The following is a 17,821-nucleotide window of genomic DNA, read 5'->3' on the forward strand; positions in this document are numbered from 1 at the left end:
CGCCCCAGGAACGGAGGGTGCCGGCTAAAGCATGTGTAAATATGACATTTCCACTTATACTGGCAACAAGTAAAGGCCCCGTCGCTAAACGGGGCCTTGCTTCATTTCGGATTATGTTTGAACGCTTCGAGCTGTTCATGATAGTCGAGCAAGTGCCCGTGTAAGATTTCAGAAACGGATAAATCCTCATGCGGCAACGTGAACAGCGCATGCGGCTTGTCACACGTATAAAGGATATCGTGGTGATGCGCGAGCAGGTATAAAAACTCGGACTCGAACGCCCGGCGCTCTTCCTCGTCCATGACCAACAGCGCCTCCCGGTGTTCAGCGAGACTCTCGAGCAACAAGACGAGCTTGTCCTCAAGGTGAATCAACAACCGGTACTGCTTCATCGTCAAATGCTTCAATTTCACGTTCGTCACTTTCATATCCTCTTGCAGCATCATGTGCAGCTCCTGATGGCCGAGGATGCGGGCCCGTGTCTCGAGAAGCTCGGACGGCGAACCAACGAGCTCGCGCCAGTGCTGGAACATGTACGCCGATGTCTTCCGAATCTCACTGAGCAACCGCTCCTCGTAACGAGGCGGCATGAACGCATAGTTGACACCGAGCGAGACAAAGACACCGACGGCCGTCAACAGTGAACGGGTCCAAGCATAGTGGAAGAAGTCGGTCGTCGGGTTCTCGAGCATGAGCACGATTGCGAACGCCGCATACGTCGACATGTGCGTCTTATCGAACGTCGTATTGAGCGTGAGCGCGACGATGACGGCGAGCCCGATTGAAATCGGGTTGACCCCGAACGCATAGACAATCAGGAGACCGCACATGAGCCCGACCATCGTTCCGAAGATGCGACTGAAGACGATTTTTGATGACCGTTTCACGGTCGGTTGCATCGCGACGACGGCCGCGATGGCCCCCATGCCTGAATAGATGCCGAACACGTACCAGGACAAGGCAATCGTGATGGCAACGGCGATGCCGGTCTTCAAAGTTCGAAGTCCGACTTTTGGGATGTAACGTTTGTTCATCATTTCAGCTCGACCTTTCCTGTCTCGGAAATGAGTTCGATGTTTGGTCGGTTCGAGTTCGACAGATGGTACACGCCGCCCCCGATTTCATTGAACCGTTCCGACGCCGTCACATTACCCGTCGTCGTGACGTTCACTTGTCCGGTCGCATTACGCGGCGCGTACGCGAGCGTCCCCGCCTCCGTTTGAATCGTCATGCTTTGATTGACGACGATGTCGCTCACCGTCGCATTTCGATACGAGCGGATATCGCCTGTGACGACACGGACGGTCTCAAGCGTCGTATCACTACGCGTCTCGACACGAAGTCGATCACTTTCGAGTTTTTTTACATTGACGGCGTTCGCCTCCAAGACGATTGTCTTGGCAATGAGTCCTTGGCCGGTCACTTGCTCGGCCTCGACTTCAATCGATGTCATCGAGCTCGGCAAAGCGACTCGGATTTTATAACGAGACGGTTCATCGCTCGCTCGACTGCCAAATTGACTGAATTGGCCGTATCGTTCGACGACCGAAATCGTATCGCCGACCGATTTGACTTTGATGCGACGCTCTTTAGAGTTCGTCTGTAACACATCAATGTGGACTTTCTCATTTGTGCTGCGAACGAACTCGACATTTCCGTGCGCCGTCTCGAGCCGAAGTTTCTTCATTTGATAGCGGTCCTCGTACGTGTCCCCAAGTGCCAACACGTGACTGAATATGAATAAATTCAAGAAGAAAATGAGGGGCAAGACGGTGAGGACGAGTCCGAACGCAAGTTTACGATGTTTCGGGATCGCTTGAAAACGGACTTTCAAGGATTTTCCCTTCATTCTAGAATACGCCATACACATCTCCTTTGTTGACTGCTTTCCCTATTCTAACATGTTCAGTATGCCATGTACCGAATAGAAAAAGAATCCGCCCGGAGGTGGATTCTCGTTGCAGGTTATGAAGATAAGACACGTTCACTCCAACCGGTCGGATCGTTTCGCCAATCGTGTAAGGATGCAACTTCTTCTTTACTGATAATTCGCTTCTTGACGGCAACGTCGAGCACATCCGAAAGTGTAATCAGTGCATGCGCCGTGAAGCCCGAGTCCAACAGATTGATGTGGAGACGGCTCAGACTGTAGGAGAAAATGGCTTGAATTTTGACGACTTCCCCGCCCGCTTCCTGAATCGCTTTGGCGGCCTCGATGCTCGATGATCCGGTCGACAACAAGTCTTCAATCACGACGACACGGGCCCCCGGTTCAAACCGACCCTCGATTTGATTCCCTTTCCCATGTCCTTTCGCACTTGAACGGACGTAGACGAGCGGCATCCCGAGCCGATCGGCGACAAGCGTCGCATGGGGAATCCCCGCTGTCGCTGTCCCGGCGATGACGTCGACGTCGAGCGGGCGGACCGCCTCGACGAGCGCATCGATGATGAGATTGCGGACGTCAGGATAGCTGAGCGTCAAGCGATTGTCACAATAAATCGGACTCTTCATCCCGCTCGACCACGTATACGGCTTTTCCGGTGACAGCGTCACGGCCTCAATCTGTAGTAAAGCTTCAGCGATTTGTCTCATAAGTTCGACTCCATTCTTGTAAGTAGTATGCATAGGCAGCGTTCGGATCAACGGCTCGGGTGATGGGTCGGCCGACGACGATGGCCGACACGCCGGCGTCACGAGCCGCTTTTGGCGTGGCGATTCGGACTTGGTCGTCCGCTGTCTCGTTCATACGGATTCCTGGCGTCACGGTCAAAAATGACGAGCCGAGCGCCTGGCGAATCGCGCGGGCCTCGTGCACCGATGCGACGACGCCGTCGAGCCCGGCCCGGTCGGCCATCGCAGCCTGTCTTAAGACGGACTGTTCGAGTCCCCCGTCGATGTGCAGCTCGTCGGCAAGCATCCGTTCATCGGTCGACGTCAACTGGGTGACGCCAATCAATTTCGTCGTGTCGGACACGTCACGTAAGCCATCTAAGGCGTAACGCATCATCGTCTCTCCACCGAGTGTATGGACGTTCGTCAACTCGACACCGAGGCGGCCGATTTGGCGGAGCGTCCGTCGTGCCGTCTCCGGGATGTCATGGACTTTGACGTCTAAGAAGACCGGGTAGCCGCTGTCGACGAGTTGCTCGACAAAGCGGCCCCCTTCCCGATAGAACAGTTCCATCCCAACTTTGACGGCCGGTTTTTGATCGATTCGGTCCAATAAGCGGAACGCGTCGGCGGCCGTTTCAACATCAAGCGCGAGATACAGTCTGTTCATAAGCTTTCCCCCTGATGTCTAAAATGTGATTGATGCCAAGCTCGTCGAGTCGTCCCGGCAACGCTTCGATGATTTCCTGACAGACGTACGGGTTCTCAAAATTGGCCGTTCCGACCGCGACTGCCGAAGCCCCCGCATAAATGAACTCCAAGACGTCATCGACCGTCCGTACGCCGCCCATCCCGATAATCGGGATGTCGACGGCCTGAGCGACTTCATACACCATGCGGATGGCGACCGGTTTGACGGCCGGCCCGGACAGGCCGCCAATCCGGTTGGCGAGAATCGGCTGCCCGGTCGTGACGTCGATGCGCATCCCGACGAGCGTGTTGATCATCGTGATGCCATCGGCCCCGGCCGCTTCGACCGCTTTCGCCATCGCTGTGATCGACGTGACGTTCGGCGACAGTTTGACGTATACCGGTTTCGTTGACGCCGCTTTGACGAGTCGGGTCAATTCCGCCGCCATATCGGGATCGGTCCCGAACTGCATGCCGCCGCACTTCACGTTCGGACATGAGATGTTCAGTTCGAGCGCTTTGATGGTCGGGTCGGCACTCATCTGGCGTGCGACGTGGATGTATTCTTCGGGCGTCGAGCCGGCGACGTTGGCGATAATCTCGGTATCGAACGTGGACAAGAACGGAAGCTTGTCCTCGATAATGGCGTCAACACCCGGATTTTGCAGACCAATCGCGTTCAACATGCCTTGTGCCGTCTCGGCGACCCGAGGCGTCCCGTTGCCGAACCGAGACTCGCCTGTCGCCGCCTTAATCATGATGCCACCGAGCATGGATAAGTCATATAGTTTGGCGAACTCTTCCCCGAATCCGAAACAGCCTGATGCCGGCATAATCGGATTCTTTAACTGTAAGCCTGGCAAATCGACGTGTAGTCTCATAGCGTCACCTCTTCTGCCCTAAATACCGGTCCGTCACTGCATACTTTGACGTAGCCGCCTGGCGCTTCGCACACGCAAGCGAAGCAAGCGCCGATGCCACACCCCATCCGATTCTCGATTGAGAGATAGCGCTCTTCGATGTGTGACGCAGCGACCGCTTTCAGCATCGGTTCCGGCCCGCAACTGAACAACACATCGGCGTCGACCCGTGCGAGCGGCCCGGTCACAAATCCCATTTCACCATACGTTCCGTCGACGGTCGTGATGATCGTCTCCCCAAGTTCACGGAACGCGTCTTCATAAAAGATGCTCGTCTTCGTATCAAACCCGAGAATGGCCACCGTCTCGATGCCACGGGCGGCAAGCATACGCCGCGTGTAGTAGAGCGGCGGCACCCCGATGCCCCCACCGACGAGCACGACCCGTTTATCCGTCTGTTCGAGCGGGAAGCCGTTGCCGAGCGGGCCGAGGACGTCCAAAACGTCACCCGTCCGACGCGCGGCCAAATCTGCCGTGCCGGCCCCGATGACTTTATACAGGAACGTGACGACGTTGGCTTCGACGTTCGCGACCGAGAGCGGCCGGCGCAACAGCTCTGACGTCTTCACATGGAAGAACGTTCCCGGCGCAACTTCTTGCGGTGCGATCTCGACTTTCATCTCCATCGTCGCGGTCGCAATCAATCGGTTCGATACAATGGTCGCGAGTTGTCTCATACGGTCACCCCGAACGTCGTGAACGCCGGTAAACTCGTCGTTTGGAACGACAGGCTCTCGATGACTTGGAGCAGCGCCTTGACCGTGTCGAGCGACGTCAGGCAGAGCACTCCTTGCTCGGCCGCGGCCCGGCGGATGATGAACCCGTCTTTCGTCGCCAGGGCGTCCCGCGTCGTCGTGTTCAAGACGATATCGACTTCCCCGCGCTCGATGACGCTCAGCATCGTCTCACCGGCCTCATTGATTTTCCCGACCGGGTGGACCGGCAAGCCATCAGCCGCGAGCGCCTGCGCCGTACCGGACGTGGCCATGAGGCGGAATCCGAGTCGGTTGAAGCGGCGGGCGATGTCGAGCGCCTCATCTTTATCTTGGTCGGCGACCGTCAACAGGACGTTCCCTTTCAAGGCAATCGTCATGCCGGCGGCGACGAGTCCTTTATACAGTGCTTTTTCGAGCGTGCGGTCGGTCGCCATGACTTCACCGGTCGATTTCATCTCCGGTCCGAGCGATGGGTCGACTTCTTTCAGTTTCGCGAAACTGAACACCGGTACTTTGACCGAGATGGCGTCCGCTTCCGGATGCAAGCCGGTCCCTAATCCGAGGTCTTTCAAACTCGTCCCAAGAATCGTCTGCGTGGCGATGCGTGCGACCGGCAACCCCGTCACTTTCGAGATGAATGGCACGGTCCGGCTCGCCCGCGGGTTGACCTCGATGACGTATAAGTCGTCCGCGTAGACGAACTGGATATTGAGCAACCCTTTAATATTGAACGCCTTGGCGAGTTTGATCGTGTAATCGACGACTTTCTGTTTCAATGCTTCGCTTAACCGTTGCGGCGGGTACACGGCGATCGAGTCACCCGAGTGGACTCCGGCTCGTTCAATATGTTCCATGATGCCTGGGATGTAGACGTCTGTCCCGTCACAGATGGCGTCGACTTCAATCTCAATGCCCGTCAAGTAGCGGTCAATCAGGACAGGACGGTCTTTCGAGGCGACGACGGCGTGGCGCATGTACCGCTCGAGTTCCGAGCGCTCATAGACGATTTCCATCGCCCGGCCGCCGAGGACGTATGACGGGCGGACGAGCACCGGATAGCCGAGCATGTCGGCGCAGGCGACGGCCTCTTCGACCGTGACCGCCGTCTTGCCTGGTGGTTGGGCGAGTCGTTCGGCCGAGAGCGTCGCTTCGAACGCTTTCCGATCTTCGGCGCGGTCGATGTCTTCGAGCGACGTCCCTAAAATCCGGACCCCTTCCGCTTCGAGCGAGGCCGCCAAGTTGATGGCCGTCTGGCCGCCGAACTGGACGATGACACCGAGCGGCTGTTCATTGCGGATGACCTCGAGCACGTCCTCAGTCGTGAGCGGTTCGAAGTAGAGCCGGTCCGAGATGGAGAAGTCGGTCGACACCGTCTCCGGGTTGTTGTTGATGATGATCGCTTCATAACCTGCGTCACGAATCGTCTGAATCGAGTGGACGGTCGCGTAGTCGAACTCGACACCTTGGCCGATGCGGATTGGGCCCGATCCGAGGACGAGAATCGACGGCTTGTCCGTCTTCACAGCCTCGTTCTCAACTTCGTACGTCCCGTAAAAGTATGGTGTCTCCGAGGCGAACTCAGCCGCACACGTGTCGACCATCTTGTACACAGGACGGATGCCCCAGTCGTTCCGAAGCGTCGTCACCGTCTCCACATTCTCGTTTACGATGCGGGCGATCATCTTATCGCTGAACCCGAGACGCTTCGTTTCGACGAGTCGTTCTTTCGTGAGCGGCTCAAGCCGAAGCGTCTCTTCATGTTGCCAAATCCGTGCGAGTTTCGATAGGAAGAAACGGTCGATTTTCGTCAGCTCATGCAACTGTTCCGTCGAATAACCGCGACGGAGTGCCTCATAAAGCATCCAGAGTCGCTCATCCGTCGGCGTCGTCAACTCGCGATCGAGCTCATCCGTCGTCAATTGTGCGAGCCGTGGTACGGCCAAGTCTTCTGTCCCGAGTTCAAGCGAACGGACAGCCTTAAGGAGCGCTTCCTCCAAGTTGCGGCCGATCGCCATCACTTCCCCGGTCGCTTTCATCTGAGTGCCGAGCCGGCGGTCAGCCGTCTCGAACTTATCGAAAGCGAAGCGCGGAATTTTAGCGACGACATAGTCGAGCGCCGGTTCGAACGAGGCGTAACTTGTCTCCGTCACCGGGTTCTTCAATTCTGACAACTTGTATCCGACCGCTACTTTCGCAGCCAACTTGGCAATCGGGTATCCCGTCGCTTTCGAGGCGAGCGCCGAACTGCGCGAGACACGCGGGTTGACCTCGATAACGTAGTACGTGAAGCTGTCTGGGTCGAGGGCGAACTGGATGTTGCATCCCCCTTCGATGCCGAGGGCGCGGATGATGTCGAGCGAGACGCTGCGGAGCATCTGATAGTCGCGGTCCGACAGGGTCTGCGTCGGGGCGAAGACGATCGAGTCGCCCGTATGGACCCCGACCGGATCAAAGTTTTCCATCGCACAGACGATGATGGCCTGGTCGCTCGAGTCGCGCATCACTTCATATTCGACTTCTTTCATGCCGGCAATCGATTTTTCGAGCAACACTTGTGTCACCGGGCTCGCTTTCAGTCCTGATTCGACGAACTGTTCGAATTCATTCCGGTCATGGGCAATCCCGCCACCGGTTCCTCCGAGCGTGTACGCCGGACGGATGATAATCGGATAGCCGATCCGGTCGGCAAAGCCCCAAGCCGATTCGAGCGACTGCACGATTTCGCTTTCCGGTACCCCGTGGCCGAGCTTATACATGAGGTCGCGGAACTGTTCCCGATCCTCGGCCTGTTCGATGGCCGACAATTTCGTTCCGAGCAATTCGACGCCGCAATCTTCAAGCACGCCGCGGCGATCGAGTTCCATCGCCAAGTTGAGGCCGGTCTGGCCGCCGAGTGTGGCGAGGAGCGCGTCCGGTCGCTCTTGACGGATAATCCGTTCGACGAACTCCGGTTCGAGCGGTTCGATATAGACACGGTCCGCCGTCGTCGGGTCGGTCATGATTGTCGCCGGGTTCGAGTTGACGAGGATGACTTCATATCCTTCTTCTTTCAAGGCAAGACACGCCTGGGTACCAGCATAGTCAAATTCTGCCGCCTGTCCTATGACGATTGGGCCGGATCCGATTACAAGGATTTTCTGAATATCTGGTCGTTTTGGCATGTCACATTCCTACTTTCTGTTTGTTTTCTTGAACGAGTTGCATGAAACGGTCAAATAAATCGTTGGCGTCGTATGGACCCGGTGCCGCCTCGGGATGGTATTGGACCGAGAACGTCGGATGATGCAGATGCTTCACACCTTCGACCGTGCCATCGTTGACGGCGCGATGCGTGACGACGAGCCCTGTCGTCGCGAGTGATGCTTCATCGACTGCGTAGCCGTGGTTTTGTGACGTGATCGTCACCGCTCCGGTCTCAAGTTCGACCACGGGATGGTTGGCACCGCGATGACCGAACGGGAGTTTGAACGTGTTGGCACCGCTCGCGAGTGCGATCAACTGATGGCCGAGACAGATTCCGAAAATCGGGAGTGTCGGCATGAGGCGCTCGATGAGCGGTAACGCCGTCGGGACGTCTTTCGGGTCCCCCGGTCCGTTCGACAACATGACGCCGTCCGGCTCATAGCGCATCACTTCTTCTGCCGTCACGTCGTGCGGCAAGACGACGACTTCACAGTCGCGCTTCACGAGTTCACGCATGATGCCGAGCTTCGCGCCGAAATCGATGAGGGCGATCCGGGGGCCGCTGCCGGTGCTGACGTACGCCCGCTTCGTCGAGACACGCTCGACTTGATTGGTCGGCTGGAGAACATCGAAGCGGTGTTTGACCGTCTCCCACGTCGAATCGCCGTCGACCATGACACCGCGCATGACGCCAAGTGAGCGCAAGTGACGCGTCAACATACGTGTGTCGACTCCTGCCAACCCTGGGATGTTGAACCGTTTGAGCGTGTCATGAAGCGTCGCGGTCGAGCGGAAATTCGACGGTGCGTCGCACACTTCTTTGACGATAAGCCCTTTCGCCATCGGGACGGTCGTCTCGAAATCTTCGCGGTTGACGCCATAGTTCCCAATCAACGGATTTGTCAACACGATAAGTTGGTCACAGTAAGACGGGTCGGATAACATCTCTTGATACCCGGTCATCCCGGTCTGGAAGACGACTTCCCCGATCGTCTCCACACTTGCACCAAACGCTGTTCCTACAAATGAAGTACCGTCCTCAAGCCATAATGTTCGTTTCATCGAATCTCCCCTTATATACGATTTTTCCAGCCACGATGGTCATTACCGGCCAGCCAACTAATTTCTTCCCAGCGAACGGTGTGTTCTTCCCTTTCGAGCGGAACGTCGTCGGATCGACAATCCGCTCCGTCTCCGGGTCGATGAGGGCGAAGTCCGCCGCCCGGCCGACTTCAATCACACCGTACGGCAATCCGAACACGTCGCTCGGTCGTTTCGTCATCCACTCGATGAGCGCCGCCTCTTCCATCTGTCCCGTTTTGACAAACGTCGTGTACAGGAGTGGAAACGCCGTCTCGAAACCGGTAATCCCGAACGGGGCCCGTTCCATACCGGCCGCCTTTTCCTCGGCCGTGTGCGGGGCGTGGTCGGTCGCGATCATATCGATCGTGCCATCGAACAAACCTTCGAGTAACGCCTCCCGGTCGTCCGCGCTCCGGAGCGGCGGGTTCATTTTAAAGTTCGGGTCGAGGCCCGGGATGTCTTCTTCACAGAGGACGAGGTGATGCGGTGTCACTTCGGCCGTGACCCGGATACCGGCTCGTTTGGCGTCGCGGATGACGCGCACCGACTGTCGGGACGAGACGTGGCAGACGTGATAGTGACAGCCTGTCTCTTCGGCGATCAAGACGTCGCGAGCGATATGGATGCTCTCAGCGAGGCTCGGGATGCCTTGGATGCCATGTTCTTCACTGAACCGGCCTTCGTGGACCGAACCGGCCTTGAGCGTATTGTCCTCGCAGTGAGCAACGATTGCCTTGTCGAGTCGTTTCGCTTCCCGCATCGCCGCGCGCATCATCGCCGCCGATTGGACGCCGACCCCGTCATCGGTGAAAGCGAACGAATCGGCGAGCGAGGCCATGTCGACTTGCTCGATGCCGAGCTGTCGTTTCGTGATGGCGGCGTATGGCAGGACCCGCACGATGGCGTCTTGCTCGATTTTAGCCAACAGTTGGTCCATCGTGGCGCGGTCGTCTGGGACCGGACGCGTGTTCGGCATCGCACAGATGGTGGTGAATCCACCGGCCGCGGCTGCCTCAGTGCCGGTCTTAATCGTCTCTTTCTTCTCCCCTCCTGGCTCGCGCAAGTGGACGTGAACATCGACGAGTCCCGGGATGAGTAGCATCCCTGTCGCATCGATCACGTCGTGTCCTTCAGCCGTGCCGTGATAGTCGACCGAGCGAATCTCGCCGTCTTCAATCAATAGTGTCGTCGTCCGTTTCGTGTTCCCGTCATACCAAGTTGCGTGTTGAAGTATCATAATTGTCCCCCTAATGCTCGATTTAAGATGGCCATCCGGGCGTAAACGCCGTTCGTCATCTGTGGAAAGATGCGTGACTGCGGATGTTCGATTAAACTACCGGCAATCTCGACGTCCCGATTGACCGGGGCCGGATGCATGATGATGGCGTGTGGCTTCATCCGCTCGACGCGGGCCGGCGTCAAGCCGTAGCGCACATGATAATCTTCTTTCGAGAAGATATCGCCCATGATGTGACGTTCGTGCTGAACGCGTAGCAACATGATGACGTCACAGTCGGCCAACACGTCGTCGAGGTCGCGATGCTCGAGCCCCATCGACTCGTCCCACCAGGAAGCGGGACTGCAGCCGACGACGTTCGCGCCGAGCCGCTTGAGCACCGAGGCGTTCGAGCGGGCGACACGGCTATGGACGAGGTCACCGCAGATGGCGATATTCAAGCCCTCGAACGTCTTGAACTCTTCAAAGATTGTGACGAGGTCGAGGAGTGACTGGGATGGGTGTTCCCCGCTCCCGTCCCCGCCGTTCAACACCGGGATATTCAATTTTTCGACGAGTTCATGGTAGTATCCCGACTCCGGATGGCGGATGACGAGGGCGTCGACCCCGATCGCCTCGAGCGTCTTGCACGTGTCGTAGAGCGTCTCCCCTTTCGTCACCGATGACGTTGCCACGTCGAACGGGATTTCCTGGACTTTCAAGTGCCGTTCGGCCATTTGAAACGAGTTTTTCGTACGCGTCGAGTTTTCAAAGAACAGGTTCGCGACCGTCTTCCCGTCGAACAGCGGAGGCATGTTGCCTTGTTTATAGCGGAGCGACTCCTCAATCAAGCCCATAATCTCGTCGAGGGATAGCGTGTCCAGGCTGACAAAATGCTTCGGTTGTTGTTTGATGATGTTCATGTTCGTCTCCTCCTTTTATATGAAGGCAAAGAGAAAAGGCGCCTCTTCACCTACGTGAAGGGACGCCTTTATCTGGGCAGAACACACCCAAATAAACGAGCCTTCACTTTGCCGACCTCACGGGATCGAATTAAAAGTTACTTGCTTGTCGTGTGTCTTCAGTTGTTTCGGCAGCAGGTTCTTCCACGCTCTCCGCTTTTGGCAAGAAGGCGTTCAAGAGAATCCCGACGACCGTTGCGAGCGCCATCCCTTGGACCGGGAAGCTACCGAGTTGGACCATCGCCCCACCGAGTCCGATGACGAGGATGACCGAGGCAATGATGAGGTTACGTTTCTCGGCAAGGTCGACGTTGCTCTCGACCATCGTCCGGAGACCGTTCGAGGCGATGACCCCGAACAAGAGGATTGAGATGCCGCCCTTGACCGGGTTCGGGATTGTCGAGATGAACGCTTCGACGTGTCCGAGGAATCCGAAGCTGATGGCCATGAGTGCAGCTCCGGCGATTACGTAGACGCTATATACTTTCGTGATGGCCATGACCCCGTTGTTCTCACCGTATGTCGTACATGGTGGACCACCGAGCGCCGAGGCGACCGCTTTCCCGACCCCGTCACCGAGGAGTGTCCGATGGAGACCTGGGTCTTTCATCGTCTCACGTCCGATGATTTTCGACGTGACCATCTGGTCGCCGATATGTTCCGTCATCGTGACAAGGGCGACCGGGACGATGGCGAGCAATGCCCCGACCTGCCACATTGGCATGTAGTCGACGAACACCATCGTAAAGTCAGGCAGTTGGAACAAGCTCGCTTGACCGATTGCCGAGTAGTCGATGATGCCGAACAGCGCGGCGATAAGGTAGCCGCCGATGATGCCGAACAAGATCGGCACGGCGCCCCAGACACCTTTGAGCGTCGTCATGGCGAGAATCGTGATACCGAGCGTGAGAAGCGCGATCGTGATGAACGTGCCGTTGTAAGCCCCATCCTTATTCATCGACATGTCGATGGCGACCGGCGCGAGCGATAAACCGATGACCATGATGACCGGACCGACGACGACCGGCGGCAACAAACGCAGCAACCAGTTCACGCCTGTCTTATAGATGATGAGCGAGACGACACCGTAGACGGCACCGGCGATGATGCCTCCGAACAAGGCGGCTTCGACACCCCACTGTTGACTGACGGCGATAATCGGCGCGATGTACGCGAAGCTCGATCCGAGATACGTTGGGACTTTGAATCGTGTGATGGCTAGGAATGAGAGCGTGGCCACACCGGAAGCGACGAGGGCGACGGACGTGTTCAACCCCGTCAAAATCGGGACTAAAATCGTCGCTCCGAACATGGCGAAGACGTGTTGCAGGCTGAAGAGCAGCCATTGCGGTAAGTGAGCGGGACGCTCGTGGATGTTGAGGATGGGTTTCATATGTGGTTCTCCTTCCTGGCCTCTCTGGACCACCTTAAAGGTTTTTTAGGTTATTGCTGTTTGATGAATACTTCGTCGGTCGCGTCGACTTCACTGAGTCTGACGACGACTTGTTCCGACTTCGACGTCGGGACGTTCTTGCCGACAAAGTCGGGGCGAATCGGCAATTCGCGGTGGCCGCGGTCAATCAAGACGGCGAGCTGGATATAGTCCGGCCGACCGTGGTCGACGAGCGCATCCATGGCGGCCCGCACTGTCCGGCCTGTGTAGAGGACGTCGTCAATCAAGACGACCGTCTTGCCGTTGATGTCATGCGGTAACTCGGTCGCCTTCACTTCCGGGTCGAGTGATTTCTTCGATAAGTCGTCCCGGTAGAGCGTAATGTCTAAGTTGCCGAGGGCGATCGATTTACCTTCGATCTCTTCGATACGGCGGGCGAGTCGGTCGGCGAGCGTCTCGCCTCGGGTTTTAATCCCGACGAGCACGACGTTGTCCGTCCCTTTGTTCCGCTCGATAATCTCATGGGCGATTCGGGTAAGTGCGCGACGAATCGCCGCTTCATCCAAAATGGTGGAACGTTTCAACTGGTTCCCCCCTCTCACAAATAATATAAAAAAGAAGACTTCCTCATCCGGCTGGAAAAGGAAGTCTTCATATATGAGGGCAGACCTCTGCCTCAAATAATCGACGTGTCGTGGCCGCGGCCACAATCCTTTCACAGCCTCTCTGGACTGGGTTTAAAGGTGTTATGCTTCCTAGACTATAAATCGGAATCGGTTGAAAGTCAACGCGTTTTCTCGATTTTGTCTAATTTCGCAAGCTCCGCCTCGAAGTCGGCCGGGAGTTTCGCCTCGAATTCAAGCCATTCGTTCGTGCGCGGATGGAAGAAACCGAGCGTCGCCGCGTGGAGCGCCTGACCGTTCAATTGAATCGTGCGGCGCGGACCGTATTTCGGGTCTCCAGCCAGCGGATGGCCGATATAACGCATATGAACGCGGATTTGGTGCGTCCGTCCCGTCTCCAATTTACACTCGACGAGCGTGAAGTCTTTATACCGCTCGAGCAGACGGAAGTGTGTGATCGCTTCTTTCGCGTTCTTGTCCGTTACCGTCATCCGTTGACGGTCGTTCGTGTCACGCCCGATTGGCGCCTCGATTGTCCCGAGTTCATGGGCGACTTCGCCGTGGACGAGGGCGATATATTCACGCTTGATTTTACGATCCTTTAACTGGTTCGCGAGCGATTCGTGGGCCACATCGTTTTTCGCGATCATGAGCAGACCTGTCGTATCCTTGTCGATGCGATGGACGATACCTGGGCGTTTGACACCATTGATGCCTGACAAATCGTCACAGTGGTAGAGGAGCGCGTTGACGAGCGTCCCTGACGTATGGCCGGCCGCCGGATGGACGACCATGCCGCGGGCCTTGTTGACGACGATGACATCCTCGTCCTCATAGACGACGTCGAGCGGGATATTCTCAGGTAATACTTCAAGCTCGACGGCATCCGGTACCGTCACGACGATTTCGTCGCCTTCTTGCAGCTTATAGTTCGGCTTGACGACCTTCCCGTTGACGAGCAGATCTCCCGCCTTGATCCAGTCTTGGATTTGCGAACGTGACCAGTCACTTTGTTCGCTCATCCATTTATCGATACGAGCCTTTTCTTCGGCGACAAATGTGTAAGTTTCCATTACGATTGTCCCCTTTCTTTGTTTAATTTTTCTTCGAACAAGACGCCGATAATCATAAAGATGACACCGAACGTGAGCGCCATATCGGCGACGTTAAAGATGGGGAAATTGTATCCGAACGGATATGTGTCAACAAAGTCGACGACTTCTCCGCGGAAGAGACGGTCGATAAAGTTCCCGATGGCACCGGCGAGCAGTAACCCGACGCTATAACCGAGCAGATCGAACCCGTTCACTTCTTTGTGCAGGAAGTAAATCAATCCGACGACGACGATGGCCGTGACGATGAAGAAAAACACCATCTGCCCTTCGAGCATGCCCCAAGCCGCACCTTTATTGCGGTAAGACGTCAAGTACAGCAACCCAGGGATGAGTTCAATCGACTGTCCGATTGTCATCGTCTGGACGACGATCCATTTGGTCACTTGGTCGAGCAAAATGAGGAAAAGTGCTAATCCGTAGTAACGTTTCATCAGATTCTCCTTTCAAGTCATAAGAAACCGGAGTGGACGATCGCCACTCCGGTCCGGCTTATGCGATGACTTCTGTACAACGCGGGCAAAGCTCTGGGTGCTGTTCGTCTTGACCGAGTTCGGTCGAGTACGTCCAGCAGCGGGCACAAGGGGCACCGTCAGCTTTCAAGACGCTGATTTCGGCTGTCGCATAATCGACATCCGCCGAGTCGACGTAATCGAGCTGTGACACTTGCAACAATTGGCGCACGTTGTCGATCGTCTCGAGCAACTGCTTCGTCTCACCTTTCGGCGCGACGAGCAACTTCGCTTCGAGCGGTTTCCCGATCAATTTCTCACCTCGGGCGATCTCGATCGCTTTCAAGACGTCATCCCGGAACGTGAGGAATTTCGACCATTTCGCGAGCAACGCCTTCTCGTCTTCCGACAATGCCGCTACTTCGTCTAGGTCCGTCAAGAAGACGCTATCCGCTTGTTTCGCCGGCACTTCTTGCCATACCTCATCCGCCGTGTGCGGAAGGATTGGAGCGAGCAATTTCGTGAGCGTGACGACCGTGTCATACATGACCGTTTGAACCGCACGACGACGCGCGTCATCTTCGCGCTCGATATACAGGATATCTTTCGTGAAGTCGAGATAGAATGACGACAACTCGTTGACACAGAAGTTATGGCTCAAGTGATAGACGGCCATGAAGTCGAACGTGTCGTACGCTTTGACGACTTTCGCTTGAAGCTGTTTGAGTTTTGTCGCCATGAAGCGGTCCGCTTCCGGCATGTCTTCGAACGCGACACGCATCGACGGGTCGAAGCCGTTCAAGTTACCGAGCAAGAAGCGTAACGTGTTGCGGATTTTCCGGTATACTTCCGACACTTGTTTAAAGTTATCGTGTGACGCGCGGACATCTGACTGATAGTCGACCGACGACACCCAAAGACGGACGATTTCTGCTCCGTACTGTTTGACGAGGTCGTTCGGTGCAATCGTGTTACCGAGCGACTTCGACATCTTGCGTCCGTCTCCATCGAGGACGAAACCGTGACTGAGCACGTTGCGATACGGCGCTTTGCCAGTCGTCGCGACAGCCGTCGAGAGTGACGAGTTGAACCAGCCGCGGTATTGGTCCGATCCTTCGAGGTACAGGTCGGCCGGGCGGCGCAAGTTGTCGCGCTGTTCGAGTACGCCCGCATGTGACGAACCTGAGTCGAACCAGACGTCCATGATGTCGAGTTCTTTACGGAACTCGCCGTTCGGGCTGTTCGGATGCGTGAAGCCTGCTGGCAACAAGTCTTTCGCCTCGCGCTCATACCAGACGTTCGAGCCGTGCTCGTGGAACAAGTTGGCGATATGGTCGATCGTCTCATTCGTGATGATCTCTGTGCCGTCTTCGGCATAGAAGATTGGGATTGGGACGCCCCAAGCGCGTTGTCGGCTGATGACCCAGTCCCCACGGTCACGGACCATGTTGTAAAGGCGCGTCATGCCCCACTCCGGCACCCAGTTCACTTCTTTGATTTCACGGAGCATGTCGTCCCGGAAATCTTTGATGGACGCGAACCATTGCGGTGTCGCACGGAAGATGACCGGTTTCTTCGTACGCCAGTCGTGCGGGTACGAGTGTTTGATGAATTTCAAGTTGAGAAGATAGCCGTTCTCTTCTAGTTTCATCCCGATTTGTTTGTTCGCGTCTTCATAGAACAAGCCTTCGAAACCTGGCGCCTCATCCGTCATATAACCACGGTCATCGACCGGGCAGAGGACGTCGAGTCCGTATGCTTGTCCGACACGATAGTCGTCTTCCCCGTGTCCAGGTGCCGTATGGACGAGACCTGTCGCGTCAGCCGTGACGTGATCACCGATCATGACGAGCGACGTCCGGTCGTAGAGCGGGTGTTGTGCCGTCATGTGTTCGAACTCACGTCCGTTCCAAGAACCGCTCACCGTGTAATCCGTCCACTTGAGTGCCGTCGTCACTTCTTCGACGAGCGATTCGGCGACGATATAACCTTTGCCGTCATGCTCGATGCGCGTATACGTCAACTCGTCGCTGACCGCAATCCCGAGGTTGGCTGGGATTGTCCATGGTGTCGTCGTCCAGATGACGAAATGGTCGGTCGTCTGCAGGACGTCTTTCCCGTCGACGACTTGGAACGCCACGTAGATGGCCGGTGACTTCTTGTCATAGTATTCGATTTCAGCCTCAGCAAGCGCCGATTCAGAAGACGGTGACCAATAGACCGGTTTCTTCCCTTTATAGATGTAGCCTTTTTCAGCCATCGTTCCGAAGAGACGGATTTGAGCCGCTTCGTATTCTGGGAGGAGCGTGATATACGGGTTGTCAAAGTCAGCGAGCAATCCGAGACGTTTGAACTGTTCACGTTGCGAGTTCACTTGTTCCATCGCATACGCCGCACACTTCTCACGGAACTCGGCGACCGTCATTTCTTTGCGGTTGACGCCCGCTTTTTGGAGCGCGTTCTCGATCGGGAGACCGTGCGTGTCCCAGCCCGGGATCATCGGTGACTGGTAGCCGTTCAATGATTTGAAACGGACGATGATGTCTTTCAACACTTTGTTGAGCGCATGGCCCATATGGATGTCACCGTTCGCGTACGGAGGTCCGTCGTGAAGGATATATTGCGGTTTCCCGGCGTTTTTCGCTTGGACGCGGTTGTAGAGGTCCATTTGTTCCCAAGCCTCATGCATCGCTGGCTCACGTTTTGGCAGATTTCCGCGCATCGCGAACTCTGTGTCAGGCATCAATAGTGTGTCTTTGTAGTTCATTGAAACTCCTCCTGCATCTTTTTTTGACAACAAAAAAACCCGCCCCTAATAGGGACGAGTTGGTCGACTCGCGGTACCACCCTACTAATCT

15 protein-coding genes are annotated in these 17,821 nt (G+C 56.2%); all 15 read right to left on the reverse strand.

Translation table 11 applies throughout. The features are described from left to right. Positions 1 to 101: 101 nt before the first annotated feature. Positions 102 to 1,037, reverse strand: coding sequence for an FUSC family protein (locus tag KNO58_RS05775; protein WP_214752265.1), 936 nt, complete (start codon positions 1,035 to 1,037; stop codon positions 102 to 104). Beyond that, positions 1,034 to 1,834, reverse strand: a complete 801-nt coding sequence (locus KNO58_RS05780; protein ID WP_235045182.1) for a hypothetical protein — start codon at positions 1,832 to 1,834, stop codon at positions 1,034 to 1,036. Before KNO58_RS05780 ends, KNO58_RS05775 begins: the two co-directional genes overlap by 4 nt. A 131-nt stretch (positions 1,835 to 1,965) precedes the next feature. Further along, positions 1,966 to 2,595, reverse strand: coding sequence for an orotate phosphoribosyltransferase (gene pyrE / locus KNO58_RS05785; RefSeq protein WP_214752266.1), 630 nt, complete (start codon positions 2,593 to 2,595; stop codon positions 1,966 to 1,968). Continuing rightward, positions 2,579 to 3,283: an orotidine-5'-phosphate decarboxylase gene (gene pyrF / locus KNO58_RS05790; protein ID WP_214752267.1), complete on the reverse strand. Its 705-nt coding sequence runs from the start codon at positions 3,281 to 3,283 to the stop codon at positions 2,579 to 2,581. The genes pyrE and pyrF overlap by 17 nt, the downstream gene beginning before the upstream one ends. Next, on the reverse strand, positions 3,258 to 4,184 hold the full coding sequence (locus tag KNO58_RS05795) for a dihydroorotate dehydrogenase (protein WP_214752268.1): 927 nt from the start codon (positions 4,182 to 4,184) through the stop codon (positions 3,258 to 3,260). Before KNO58_RS05795 ends, pyrF begins: the two co-directional genes overlap by 26 nt. After that, on the reverse strand, positions 4,181 to 4,900 hold the full coding sequence (locus tag KNO58_RS05800; protein WP_214752269.1) for a dihydroorotate dehydrogenase electron transfer subunit: 720 nt from the start codon (positions 4,898 to 4,900) through the stop codon (positions 4,181 to 4,183). Before KNO58_RS05800 ends, KNO58_RS05795 begins: the two co-directional genes overlap by 4 nt. Then, on the reverse strand, positions 4,897 to 8,100 hold the full coding sequence (gene carB, locus KNO58_RS05805) for a carbamoyl-phosphate synthase large subunit (protein ID WP_214752270.1): 3,204 nt from the start codon (positions 8,098 to 8,100) through the stop codon (positions 4,897 to 4,899). The genes KNO58_RS05800 and carB overlap by 4 nt, the downstream gene beginning before the upstream one ends. A 1-nt stretch (position 8,101) precedes the next feature. After that, positions 8,102 to 9,184 (reverse strand): carbamoyl phosphate synthase small subunit, encoded by a 1,083-nt coding sequence (locus KNO58_RS05810; RefSeq protein WP_214752271.1) that lies wholly within the window; start codon positions 9,182 to 9,184, stop codon positions 8,102 to 8,104. Beyond that, positions 9,162 to 10,442 (reverse strand): dihydroorotase, encoded by a 1,281-nt coding sequence (locus KNO58_RS05815; protein WP_214752272.1) that lies wholly within the window; start codon positions 10,440 to 10,442, stop codon positions 9,162 to 9,164. Before KNO58_RS05815 ends, KNO58_RS05810 begins: the two co-directional genes overlap by 23 nt. Then, positions 10,439 to 11,344 carry an aspartate carbamoyltransferase catalytic subunit gene (locus KNO58_RS05820; protein WP_214752273.1) on the reverse strand — a complete coding sequence of 302 codons (906 nt, stop codon included), beginning with the start codon at positions 11,342 to 11,344 and terminating at the stop codon, positions 10,439 to 10,441. Before KNO58_RS05820 ends, KNO58_RS05815 begins: the two co-directional genes overlap by 4 nt. 130 nt (positions 11,345 to 11,474) lie before the next feature. Continuing rightward, positions 11,475 to 12,776, reverse strand: a complete 1,302-nt coding sequence (locus KNO58_RS05825; RefSeq protein ID WP_214752274.1) for a uracil-xanthine permease family protein — start codon at positions 12,774 to 12,776, stop codon at positions 11,475 to 11,477. 50 nt (positions 12,777 to 12,826) lie between these two features. Continuing rightward, positions 12,827 to 13,360 (reverse strand): bifunctional pyr operon transcriptional regulator/uracil phosphoribosyltransferase PyrR, encoded by a 534-nt coding sequence (gene pyrR / locus KNO58_RS05830; protein WP_214752275.1) that lies wholly within the window; start codon positions 13,358 to 13,360, stop codon positions 12,827 to 12,829. 200 nt (positions 13,361 to 13,560) lie between these two features. Continuing rightward, positions 13,561 to 14,472, reverse strand: coding sequence for an RluA family pseudouridine synthase (locus KNO58_RS05835; protein WP_214752276.1), 912 nt, complete (start codon positions 14,470 to 14,472; stop codon positions 13,561 to 13,563). Then, the gene (gene lspA, locus KNO58_RS05840) at positions 14,472 to 14,945 is read right to left on the reverse strand and encodes a signal peptidase II (protein WP_021067055.1); all 474 of its coding nucleotides are present in this window, start codon (positions 14,943 to 14,945) and stop codon (positions 14,472 to 14,474) included. Before lspA ends, KNO58_RS05835 begins: the two co-directional genes overlap by 1 nt. A gap of 58 nt (positions 14,946 to 15,003) precedes the next feature. Continuing rightward, positions 15,004 to 17,730, reverse strand: a complete 2,727-nt coding sequence (gene ileS / locus KNO58_RS05845) for an isoleucine--tRNA ligase (RefSeq protein WP_214752277.1) — start codon at positions 17,728 to 17,730, stop codon at positions 15,004 to 15,006. Positions 17,731 to 17,821 lie beyond the last annotated feature (91 nt).

This window comes from Exiguobacterium sp. J17977 (genome assembly GCF_018616375.1).
Taxonomy (GTDB): domain Bacteria; phylum Bacillota; class Bacilli; order Exiguobacteriales; family Exiguobacteriaceae; genus Exiguobacterium; species Exiguobacterium mexicanum.